The sequence below is a fragment of the Sorangium sp. So ce363 genome, from assembly GCF_051520435.1.
GTDB lineage: Bacteria > Myxococcota_A > Polyangia > Polyangiales > Polyangiaceae > Sorangium > Sorangium cellulosum_B.
The window spans coordinates 3,590,196-3,601,825 of record NZ_CP150333.1 but is presented as its reverse complement, the minus strand read 5'-3'; the positions used below and the strand labels follow the sequence as shown (position 1 = coordinate 3,601,825).

Here is an 11,630-nt window from a genome sequence, read left to right as displayed (position 1 = left end):
CCCAGGAAATCTCGGTGGAACCCAAGACCTCTCTGCAGCGCGCCCCCGGCGCTCCGGTGCTCCCAAACACGCCCTTCCGGTTCATCATTCACTTCGTCGGTCGTTACCGCGCCTGGTATCTGGCGATGTTCGTGTTCGAGTCCGCCCACGCCTCGTGCGGGATCATGATCCCGTACGCCATCGGGCAGGTCATCCAGGGGGTGACGCAGGCGTCGGGCGCTGGCCGCGCCGTGCTGAGCGGACGGCTGCGCGACGCGCTGGCGCTGTTCGTCGCGCTCATCGCCGGCGAGTTCCTGTTCAGCCGGATCGCCGGCCTCTGCCAGATCCTCGTCGGGCCGTGGCAGCGCCAGAACGTGACCCGCAATCTGTACGCGTACCTCCAGCACCACTCCCATCGTTACTTCAGCAACAACTTCGCCGGGGCGCTCGCCCACCGGATCAGCGAGACGTCGATGGGGGTCTCGCAGACCCTGTGGGCCATCCTCTTCGACTTCTGGCCCATCGCCATCGTCTTCTCGGTCTCGATCGGGCTGCTCTACCGCGCTCACCCGGCGCTCGCCGCGGTCGTCTCGGCCTGGGCGGTGCTGTTCGTCGGCATCTCCTACTGGCTCGCGACCCGGTGTCAGCCCCACGCGGTGCGCGCCGCGTCCGCGCGGAGCGAGACCACGGGCAAGCTCGTCGACTCGGTCACGAACCTCACGAGCGCGCGGCTCTTCGCCCGGTTCGGCTTCGAGCGCGAGTACCTGGACGAGCAGCTCAAACACGAGCTCCGCGCGGTGCGCAGATCGAACTGGTACTCCGAGCGCGTGCGCTGGTTCCAGTTCGCGTCCGCCGCGCTGCTCAAGGTGGCGACGCTCTACCAGTCGCTCAGGCTCTGGGAGCGCGGCGACATCGGCGTCGCCGAGTTCGTCATGGCGACGAGCCTGTCGCTCCTCATCATCAACGAGGCGCGCAACCTCAGCCGCCGCTTCCTCGAGTTCTTCGAGTTCGTCGGCAACGTCGCGAACGGGGTGAACACCATCGTCCGCTCCCACGAGCTCGTCGACCGCCCCGAGGCCGTCGCCCCGACGCTCGAGCGCGGCCGGATCGAGCTCCGGAACGTGACCTTCGGGTACACGCCCGATCAGCCGATCTTCGAGCGCCTCGACGTGACGATCCCGCGCGGCCAGCGCGTCGGGCTCGTCGGCTTCTCCGGCTCCGGCAAATCCACCTTCGTCAGCCTCATCCTGCGTCTCTACGACATCGACTCCGGTCACATCTTGATCGACGGCGTGGACATCCGAGACATGACGCAGGACGCGCTTCACGCGCAGCTCAGCCTGATCCCGCAGGACCCGAGCCTCTTCCACCGGACGCTCCTCGAGAACATCCGCTATGGCCGGCTGAACGCGACCGACGCAGAGGTGGTCGAGGCCGCGCGGAAGGCGCACGCGCACGATTTCATCGTGCAGATGAAGGACCAGTATCACTCCATGGTCGGCGAGCGCGGCGTCAAGCTCTCGGGCGGCCAGCGGCAGCGCATCGCCATCGCGCGGGTCATCCTGAAGGACGCGCCGATCCTCCTCCTCGACGAGGCGACATCGAGCCTCGACTCGATCACCGAGCAGGCCATCCAGGACACGCTGGACGACGTCATGAAGGGGAAGACGGTGCTCGTCGTCGCCCATCGCCTCTCGACGGTGGTCCACCTCGACCGCATCCTGGTGTTCGAGAACGGCCGGATCATCGAGGACGGCACGCACGCCGAGCTGCTCGCGCGAAACGGGGCCTACAAGCGGCTCTGGAGCAAACAGTCGGACGGATTTCTGCCGGAGAGCGCCGCCGAGGAGCCTCCGGCGATCGAGTCGCCACCGGTGCGCGTCCACGAAGCACCGCGGCTCCAGCCGGCGGCTGACCGCGCCGACGAGCTCCCGCGGGGTGCTCCGCTGAAAGCGTGGGAGGCACCGCTCGCCTGAGCGGCCGCCAGATCGAGCAGGCCGCGGGCACTCGTGCTCACCGAGCTCAGGCCGAGGCCGGCTCCTTGAGACCAGCTTCCCCCGACGCGAAGGCGCTCGGGACTGGAGCGCGCCAGCGCCGAAGAGGCGCGCTTACCGGAAGCTCCACGGCTGCGGCTGACCCATGCGGGCGCGGAGGCCCTCCTCCCAGCGGACGAGCCGCGGCGTGAGCCACGCCGTGCCCACGGCCAGGACCGCGCCGGCGACGACGTCGACCGCGTAGTGCCAGCGGAGGAGCATGGTGGAGACGATGATGTTCATGGAGAAGAACGCGGCCACCACGGCGAGCCAGAGGAGGCGCCGGTCGGTGCGGGCGCGGTGGAACGTGTACAGGGCGAACCAGAGCGGCGCGGCCGTGTGCAGGGAGGGAAAGACGTCCTTCATCGCGCCGCCGGCCTGCACGACGCTGCTCACGCAGCCCCAGAAGAAGCCGCCGTCCAGCGGCCCCTGATAGAGGTGGCTCAGCGCCTGGATGGGGCCGTACGCAGGGACCGCCATGTAACCGAGCTGGCCAACACAGTAGACGATCGTGGAGCCGACCGCGTACTCCGTCGTCCCCCGGCCTGGGCGGGCGACCCATACCGCCAGCACCATCGAGAGGAAACAGATCAAGAAGTAGCTGAAATAGAAGAAGGAGAACCACTCCACGATCGGGCGCGTGTTGAAGCGCTCCATCCAGAGCGCTGGCTCGACGCGGAAGAGGAGGAGATCGAGGTGGAGGAGCTCCGCGTCGACGCTATCGCTCCGGACCGCCGGCAAGAGGGTCCGCAGCGACAGGTAGTTGAGGAGGAAGGCGCCGACGAGCGAGAGTCGGTAAAGGACGCTCCGCAGCAAGGGCGCCAGGAACGTGGCGCGGCGCACGAGCACGCAGACGGACACCAGGGCGGCGATGCCCGCCAGATTGCGGTTCATGCACTGCGCTCGCAGCTCCGTCGGCGGCGCGCCAAGCAGGAAGATCGTCGTCAAGGCGAGATAGCCGATGAGGATCGCGTCGTGGAGAGCGAACACGCCGACCAGGCCGCGCAGAGCGTCCTTCAACAGCGCGCCTTCGCGCTCGACGTCGACCAGCCCGCCGGAGCCGGCGACCTCATCGCAGTCCGTTGTGAGCCTCTCTTGCATTCGGGGACGTTCCAGGGATGGCATGGTGCGCATGGGCTGATGACGCCGGGCCGCTCTGTATCACGTGTTCACGCGTGGCGTCACCGTGACATCGGTGACGCTCCAGCGACCGGGAGGCAGCAGGCGGAGCAACTCGGGGGCCACACGGATGTCGAGTTTTTGACGGGCCGCTTCGCGCCGCTTGACAGCGGTACGGGCCTCCACGCCCCCGGCATGGCGCTCGTGCGACAGCCCAACCGCCGCCTCGGCGGACCGCTCGCATGCGAACGCGGCGACGCAGCGGCGCAGGGCCTACGCGTCACCACGACGCTGTCGCGTCCCAGGTTGGGCTGCCCGGGCTCCCGGACGCGCAGAATCTGCGCGGCTGCGGCGCCCTGGATCTGCGGGACGGCTGCGCCCGACAACGCCGGTCGGGGGATCGGCGATGGCGATCGAGAACGCGCGCCGTCAAGCACGCTGGGCACCGGAGCTCATCCTCGCGGCGGCCCGGCGGCCGTGACGTCGGCGACGTCGCGAGCGCTGGAGTCGTCCACACGAGAGGGCGCCGTGGGATTTCGACCGCGCGGCGCGGACGAGGCGCGATGGCCCGCGCGCTCACGACCGGTGGGGCAGTCTGCCGCGCGGCGGGGCGTCCGCTGGAACGCCGGTCTCGGCCGGGCTGAGCGGCGCTGGACGCAACGCGATCGGCGCTGCGCACGTCGGCGCAGAAACCGCGTCTTCCCCGGGCGCGCGCGGAGGATCGCGGTCACCTCACCCTGCTGGAGCGCACCCTGGACGCTCCCGGGCGCTCACGAGAATCCGCGGAAGCCCCGTTGGATCCGCGCCGGTCACGTCGCGTGGCCATGGATCCCTCTTCATGGCACTCACGTTGCAGTCCCCCGGAGGAGCCGACATCGTTCAGCGACGATCCCACAGGGCACCACGCCTGGGTCGCCCCGTGAGGGCGCTGAAGCGATGCGCCCAGACACCAAGGAGACGACTCATGGCACAGCAACACGGTCAGAGCAGCAGTCGTGGGTTCGCCGCGATGGACCAGAAGCAGCAACGCGCGATCGCGAGCATGGGCGGCAAGGCCGCGCACGAGAAGGGCACGGCCCACGAGTTCAGCTCCGAGGAGGCCCGCGCGGCCGGCCGCAAGGGCGGCGCGAGCGTGAGCCAGAATCGCGAGCACATGGCCGCGATCGGCCGCAAGGGCGGCGCGGCCGTGAGCCAGAACCGCGGACACATGGCGCAGATCGGCCGCAAGGGCGGCGAGTCGCGCGGCGACGGGCAGAGCGGCGCGCCGGGGGAGAGCGAGCGCGAGGGCGAGCAGGGCAGCAGCGCCGCACGGCACGCCGACGCCGTCGGGCCGCGCCACGAGACGAACTGAGCAGCGCTGCGGCACATCGCCGCCGGTGATCGGGCGCGCGGGGGTGCCTGCGCGCCCGATCGTCCGTCACGGCGACAGGGTGACGAGGAAGACGTCGCCGTTGCTGAGATCGCCCACAGGCGCGCTGTGCTCGATGGCGGGGAGGCCGCCGCCGAGCTCGATCCGCTCGCCGTGGAAGAGGCCAGCGGCAACGGTGTTCCCGCTGCCGGTGACGGCCTGGGCCGTCGAGAAGCAGAAGACCCCATCGCGGTAGACGTCGGACCAGAGCTCCTCGGAGAAGTCCGGACTGAGCTTCGCGACGAACGCATCGCCCGACTCGGGGGGCTCGATCTCCACGGGCGCCCCGCCGAGCTCGAGCGCCTCCGTGAAGTAACCGCTCAGCACGTGGTTGCCCCAGGGGTCCTGCGAGAAGCCCCAGACGAACTCGTCGCCCGCGGACGGGAGCCCACGGGCGGCGAGCGGCTCACCGGTCTCTGCGTCGAGCCGGGCCAGGTAGAGGTCGTAATCCCCGACGGCGGCGCGCTCGATGTCCGTGGGCCCGACGCGGAACGGAGCGCTGTAGTTGCCGAGCACGACCGGATGGCCGCCGAGCCCGAGGCCGATGAACTTGGCGAACTGCTCGCCAGCGGCGCCCAGCGACCGACCCCAGACGAGGCTGCCCGATGCGAGATCGAACCGCAGGACGAGCCCATCGATGCCGTAGATCGGCTCGTCGTCGCGCGAGCCGTCGACGGCGCTCTCCACGACGTGGCCGTCGATCTCGAGCCTTCCGCCGAAGGCGCCGGCCGCGTAGAGGGCCGACTCGCCGACCGCGATGCTGCGGAAGCGCTGCCAGCTCTCCGCGGACCCGAACCGCCGGCTCCAGAGGTGGCCGCCGCCGGCGTCGAGCTTCGCCACGACGACGTTGAGACCGCCGCTCCCCTCGAGCGCGGTCCCGGGCGCCTCGCTGAAATTGATGCTGCCGTCGACCATGCCGAGGACGACGATCTCGCCCGCCTCGGTGACGGCCACGGCCGTGGCGCCCTGGTCGAGCTCGCCGCCAAAGCGCTTGCTGAAGAGGTGGTTGCCGTCGGCGTCGAGCTTGGCGACGAAGAGGTCCTTCCCACCGGCGCTCACGAGCTCCGTGCTCGCGTCCGCGCCGAAGTTGAGGGTTCCCTCGAACTCCCCGGCGACGACGACGTTGCCGATCGAATCCGTGGCCACCGCGAACGCGACCTGATCGGACTTGCCCCCGAAACGCCTGCTCCAGACGTGTCCTCCCGCCGCGTCGAGCTTCACGACGAAGAGGTCGAGACCACCGTCGCTCGCGAGGGCGTCCGCCTCGCCGCCGAAGTTGATCGCCGTCTCGAAGCCGCCGACCAGGACGACGTCGTCGTGCGGATCCGCCGCGATCGCCTCGATTCGCTCGTTCTTCGCCTCGCCGGCGCCGAGCCCCCACAGGGCATCTCCGAGGAACGCTGGAGGCTCGCCGCCGCCGCTGCCGCCCGCGCCCCCGTCGCCGCCTGCGCCCCCCACTCCACCTGATGCACCGGCGCCCGCTTCGCCACCTTGCCCCCCCGCACCTCCGACTCCACCGCTGCCGCCGGCGCCGACTCCACCACTGCCGCCGGCGCCGCCGACTCCACCGCTGCCGCCGGCGCCGCCGACTCCACCGCTGCCGCCGGCCCCCCCTTCACCGCCTTGCCCGCCGCCGCCTCCGGCCCCGCCCTGCCCGGCGACGCCGCCTTCACCGCCTTGCCCGCCGCCGCCTCCGGCCCCGCCCTGCCCGGCGACGCCGCCTTCGCCGCCTTCGCCGCCTTCGCCGCCTTGCCCGCCGGCGCCTCCGACGCCGCTCGCCGACGAGGTGACGCCGTCCTCAGGCTCCGAGTCGCAGCCGTTGCAGCCCAGGGGAAGTCCCATGCTCGTCAGAAGAGCAATCCGAGCCACGTTCGTCACCAAGTGCGCTTTCATCCATCCTCCATGTCTCGACGAAGAGCCCGAGCCGCGGGCGCTCGGTGGAGCCAAGGCCGGTCCGGCACCCCCTCGCTGTGGGCTGTCGAACGTCCTCAATCTGCTGTGTCGTGGACGTCAAGTACGCGTGCGCGCGGATCGAATCAAGCAGCTGTCGCGGCGAATTCGTGGCAACGATCGGCTATCCCTGGATCCGCCGGAACGACGCGTCCCGCCTGGACGGCGCGCCTCGCCTGGAAGGGGCTCCCCGCTGACCAACCGTTCTCTTGCACACGGCCCGCGATGGCCTCGGACCCGCGCCGCGCGCGTCGCAGGTTTGCCCCATCGTGGCAGAATGCCCCACCGCGAGCCCCGCGGCACGTCCAACATACAAGCCGCGCCGGGCGGCGGTGGGCGCGGTACGCGATCTGCATCGTTCTGCGAGTGATGTGGGTGGCTTGGCTCAGGAGCGACACGGCTCTCTTTACGCTCACGCCCTTCCCGTGCAGCGGCGACAGGGGCCGCGCGGGCGAGCGTCGGCACGGCGCTCGCCCGCTCACCCGCCTGTCGCCCGCTCGCTTCAACCACCTCTCCGCCGACCCGCGGGAGGGGACTGACGAGCTCACCCGGGCGCGCATTCGCGCGCGAACGAAGAGCGCCGCCGGCGCGCGTCCCCCCGCGCGCGCCGGCGGCGCGGCGGCCATGGAGGCCGCATCCAGGGCATCTGGCGCGGCGGATCATCACGCCTCCCGGACGGCGGACCCCACGACCGATCACCGAGACGAAGCGCCGGGCCAAAGCGCTCGGCGTCCAGACGCGGAGCGCCTATGACGGAGCGAGCCTACGATAAGAACACCGCCTGGACCCACGCCGTCATCCCTCCGATGACCCCCCTCGCGACCGACCACGAGGCGGACGTGTGCGTCGTCGGCGCGGGGATCGCCGGGCTGACGACGGCGTATCTCCTCGCGAAGGCCGGCAAACGCGTCGTCGTCCTCGACAACGGCGCCATCGGCGGGGGCGAGTCAGGGCTCACCACCGCGCACATCACGCACGCGCTCGACCGGCGCTGGGCCTCGCTCGCGAAGCTGCACAGCAAGAGCCGCCTGCGCCTCGCCGCAAGGAGCCACACGGCGGCCATCGAGACGATCGAGCGGCTCGTCGCGGAAGAGAAGATCGACTGCGACTTCCGGCGCGTCCACGGCTATCTGTTCACAGCCCCGGGGTCGCCCCCGGCCACCCTCCGGGACGAGATCGAGGCCGCGCACCGCGCCGGGCTCGGCTCGACCCATTACGTCGACCGCGCGCCGCTGCTCGATTTCGATACGGGGCCCGCGGTCCGCTTCCCCGATCAGGCGCAGTTTCATATCCGCAGGTACCTCGCGGGGCTCGCGCGGGCGATCGAGCGCGACGGCGGCAGGCTCTACACGCTCGCGCACGTGGTCGACGTCGACGAGGACGCCGTGCCTCACGGGGTGGTCGTCAAGACGGCGCGCGGGCACCGGGTGATCGCCAGCGAGGCCGTGCTCGCCACGAACTCCCCGTTCCTTCCGCGCATCGCCGTGCACCTGAAGCAAGCCGGTTACCGGACCTACGTCGTCGGCCTGCGCATCCCGCGGGGCGCCGTCCCACCGGGGCTCTACTGGGACACGGCCGAACCGTTCCATTACGTCCGCCTCGCCAACATCAACGGCGCGGACGGCCCTGACGAGGTGCTCCTCGTGGGAGGAGAGGACCACAAGACCGGACAGGCCAGCGACGCGGACCAGCGCCACGCGCGGCTCGAGGCGTGGGCGAGAGAGCGCTTCACGCAGGCCGGCGAGGTGCTGCACCGCTGGTCCGGCGAGGTGATGGAGACGGCCGACGGCCTCGCGTACATCGGTCGCATCAAGAAGAGATCGAGGATCCTCATCTCCACGGGCGACTGTGGCAACGGCATGACGCACGGGACGATCGCGGGCCTCGTGATCTCCGACCTCGTGCAGGGCCGCGACAGCCGGATGGCGTCGCTCTTCGATCCCACCCGCGTCAACCTGAGCCTGGCCGCCGTCTCCGAGGTCGCGAAGGAGAACCTCAATGTCGCGTGCCAGTACGCCTCATGGCTCGGCAAGGGCGATGTCCCTGACGTGGCGCAGATCGCGCCCGGCGCCGGCGCCGTCGTGCGCAGGGGCCTGAAGAAGCTCGCCATCTACCGGGATCCGCAAGGGCAGATCCACGAGATGTCGGCCATGTGTACCCACCTCGGCGGCGTGGTCTCGTGGAACTCCGCGGAGCGCAGCTGGGACTGCCGCTGTCACGGCGCCCGCTTCGACGCCATGGGCCGCGTCCTCCGAGGCCCGGCGACGGCCGATCTCAGGCCGATCGCGCCGAGCGAGGCGCCTCTCAGCGCCGGAGGATCGGTTTCGCCGCCGAGGGAGCGGGAGGGGGTCGCCGGCCAGCCGGCGGCCGTGCCCCTGTCCCAGAGTCGCCCGGCCACGTGAACGGAGCGAGTCGCGAACGCCAACAACCGGTGAACGCAATGGTCGTGGATCGACGTGATCGACATGATCAATACGATCGGCGCCATACGCGATGCGCGTGCCATGGGCCCATGAGCACGATGCGCGCGCTGGCGTAGTTGACCCCCGCGCGAGCGGCGTGCGATCATGATCGAGTAGTCCGGGGCTGTCCCGGGCGGCTTGGTGATGAGATGAAATTGTTGCGCCCCCGTGCCTCCCGCGCCGCAGGCATAGCCCTGGCTGTCCTCTCGGTCGCCGGGGCGCTTCCGGCGCGGGCCGAGCCCTCGGCGGCCGATCGGCAGACCGCGCGAACGCTCCTCATCGAGGGGCGCAAGAAGCGCGACGCGGGGGACGTCGCCGGCGCCCGCGAGGATTTCCAGGCGGCCCATGCGCTCGTGCGCGCCCCCACGACGGGGCTCGATCTCGCGCGTGCCGACGAGGCGCTCGGTCGCCTGATCGAGGCCCGGGAGACGGCCTACGAGGTCGTTCACCTGCCCCTCGGGAGCGACGAGCCGCCGGTGTTCACGCAGGCGCGGGCGGCCGCCGCGGCGATGGTCGAGCAGCTCGAGGCGCGCATCCCGTCGCTCCAGCTGCGGGTCGAGGGCCCGGCGCTGGACCAGCTCGAGGCGCGCGTGGACGGCCAGCCGATCCCCCGCGCGGCGCTCCCCTACCCGCGCAAGCTCAACCCCGGTCGCCACGAGGTGGTGGTGACGGCGCCAGGTTTCCAGACGGCGCGGCGCGAGGTCACGCTGAAGCAGGCGGAGCGCGCGCCGGTGGAGGTCCGCATCCGCCTCGTACCGGGGCAGTCGACCGAGCCGAAGGCAGGCGCAGCCGCGGGTGGGAGTATGGGCGCAAACGTGGGCGGAGGGCAGCTGCCACCCGTGGACGCGCCGACGGAGCCCCGCGCGCCGGTGCCGCTGTGGGCATGGACGGCGGGCGGCGTGGGGCTCGCGGCGCTCGCGGGGGGCGCGGTGTTCGCTGCCGACCACATGGCCGCGCGGGCTCGGGTCGAGGACGAGTGCCCCGGGTCCGTGTGTGATCGGGGCGTCCACGACTTCGAGAGCATGGAGGCGCTCCGGGCGCGGTGGAACCGCAGCCTGGGGCTGTCGGTGACGCTCGGCGCGGTCGGCCTCGCCGGCGTGGGCGCGGCGCTGGGCGGCATCCTCCTGCGGCCCGGGGCGGGCGGCGAGCGGGCGTCGTCGCTCGTGCCAATCGCGACGCCCACGGCGCAGGGTGTGGTGTGGCAGGGGGTGTTCTGATGAGGGTACGGCGGTTCTACCCGGCGACAGCCGGCGCGGCGCTTGGCGTCGTGATGGTGGGCGCTGCGGCGCTCGGCGCTGCGGTGCTCGGCTGCGCTCCCGAGCTCAGCCTGTCGACCCCTGCGGGGGCCGGCGGCGAAGGCGGCGGCGGCGCGCCGCAGTCGGGCGGCGAGGTGCAGTGGGCGCGCGCGCTCGGGGGCGACGGGGAGCGTGCAGGGGCGAGCGTGGCCGTCGCCGACGACCGCACCGCGGCGCTCCTTGGCAGGCTCACGAAGGCGGAGGACGTGGCCCTCGACGACGAGAGCGTGACCCCGATCGGCGAGGAGAACGTCTTCTGGGCGCGGCTCTCGGCGAGCGACGGGTCGGGGCTCGGGCTGAAGCGCTTCGGTGCGTTCGATCCGCAGACGGTGAACGCGCTCGTGCCGGACGGGAACGAGGGCCTCCTGGTCGCGGGGGAGTTCTCCGGCACGCTGGAGTTCGGCGGCGAGCCGCGGACGAGCGCCGGCGGGCGAGACGGCTACGTCGCGAGGCTCGACGCGGAGGGGCAGGAGCTGTGGCTGCAGCCGCTCGGGGGCATCGGCTTCCAGGCGGCGACGAGCGTGGCGGCGACGGCGATGGGGCGCCTCGTCGTGGCCGGCCGCTTCTCGGGCGCGCTGCACGTCGGCGAGGACCGGCTCGAGAGCGCCGGTGGCAGCGACGTGTTCCTGGCGAGCTTCGATGACAACGGCGCGCCGCTCTGGACCGAGCGGTTCGGCGACGGCTTCGATCAGCAGGCCCGCGCCGTGGCGATGGACGAGCGCGGCAACGCGATCGTGATCGGAGATTTCGCCGGCACGCTCGATCTGGGCGGCGAGCCGCTGGAGAGCGCCGGGGATTTCGATGTGTTCGTGGCGAGCTTCGACGCGCTCGGCGAGCACCGCTGGAGCAAGCGCTTCGGCGATGCGGGGCCGCAGCGGGCCAAGGCGGTCGCGGTGGACGGGGCGGGCAACGTGATCGTGGGCGGGGAGTTCGGCGCGACGATCGATCTCGGCGGGGGCCCTCGGGCGGCCGGAGAGCACCAGGCGGTGTTCGTGGCCAAGCTCGATTCGACGGGAGAGCACATCTATAGCCGGGTGATCGGCGAGGACGGCGCGTCGCTGGGGCAGCTCCTCGTCGACGGCGCGGGGGACGTGGTCGTCGCGGGGGGGTTCCGCGGAGACACGACGCTGGCGGACGGGTCGGTGACGAGCGCGGGGGACGACGACGTGTTCGTGGCCAAGCTCGATCCGGAGGGCGGCTACCGGTGGAGCCACCGCTTCGGCGGCGCCGGCGCGGACCGGGCGACGGGCGTGGCCATCGATCGCGACAGGCAGGTCTACGTGACCGGCGCGTTCACCGGGAAGGTGACGTTCGGGGAAAAGCGGATCGAGGGAGGCGAGGGCACGGACGTGTTCGTGACCAAGCTGTCGCCATGAAGGCCATG

The 11,630-nt window shown here is 71.6% G+C and carries 7 protein-coding genes; 5 read left to right on the top strand and 2 right to left on the bottom strand.

Annotation, left to right across the window (positions count from 1 at the left end; all coding sequences use genetic code 11):
- Positions 1 to 14 precede the first annotated feature (14 nt).
- Positions 15 to 1,955, top strand: a complete 1,941-nt coding sequence (locus tag WMF12_RS13870) for an ABC transporter ATP-binding protein (protein ID WP_437871775.1) — start codon at positions 15 to 17, stop codon at positions 1,953 to 1,955.
- 132 nt (positions 1,956 to 2,087) lie between these two features.
- Here WMF12_RS13870 and WMF12_RS13865 read toward each other — a convergent pair whose 3' ends face one another.
- Positions 2,088 to 3,113: a phosphatase PAP2 family protein gene (locus tag WMF12_RS13865; protein WP_437871772.1), complete on the bottom strand. Its 1,026-nt coding sequence runs from the start codon at positions 3,111 to 3,113 to the stop codon at positions 2,088 to 2,090.
- A gap of 982 nt (positions 3,114 to 4,095) precedes the next feature.
- Between WMF12_RS13865 and WMF12_RS13860 the strand changes: the two genes are divergently transcribed.
- Complete coding sequence (locus tag WMF12_RS13860; RefSeq protein ID WP_437871771.1) at positions 4,096 to 4,482, top strand: KGG domain-containing protein; 387 nt, start codon at positions 4,096 to 4,098, stop codon at positions 4,480 to 4,482.
- A gap of 66 nt (positions 4,483 to 4,548) precedes the next feature.
- On the opposite strand, the gene WMF12_RS13855 is transcribed toward WMF12_RS13860, so the two are convergent.
- The gene (locus WMF12_RS13855; RefSeq protein ID WP_437871769.1) at positions 4,549 to 6,381 is read right to left on the bottom strand and encodes a PE-PGRS family protein; all 1,833 of its coding nucleotides are present in this window, start codon (positions 6,379 to 6,381) and stop codon (positions 4,549 to 4,551) included.
- A gap of 857 nt (positions 6,382 to 7,238) precedes the next feature.
- Between WMF12_RS13855 and WMF12_RS13850 the strand changes: the two genes are divergently transcribed.
- From WMF12_RS13850 to WMF12_RS13840, 3 genes are all read left to right on the top strand, one after another.
- Positions 7,239 to 8,891: an FAD-dependent oxidoreductase gene (locus tag WMF12_RS13850; RefSeq protein ID WP_437871767.1), complete on the top strand. Its 1,653-nt coding sequence runs from the start codon at positions 7,239 to 7,241 to the stop codon at positions 8,889 to 8,891.
- Positions 8,892 to 9,100: 209 nt separating this feature from the next.
- Entirely contained in the window at positions 9,101 to 10,168 is a 1,068-nt protein-coding gene (locus WMF12_RS13845; protein WP_437871765.1) for a PEGA domain-containing protein, read from the top strand.
- Positions 10,168 to 11,622 (top strand): SBBP repeat-containing protein, encoded by a 1,455-nt coding sequence (locus tag WMF12_RS13840; protein ID WP_437871764.1) that lies wholly within the window; start codon positions 10,168 to 10,170, stop codon positions 11,620 to 11,622. Before WMF12_RS13845 ends, WMF12_RS13840 begins: the two co-directional genes overlap by 1 nt.
- The last annotated feature ends 8 nt before the right edge of the window (positions 11,623 to 11,630 follow it).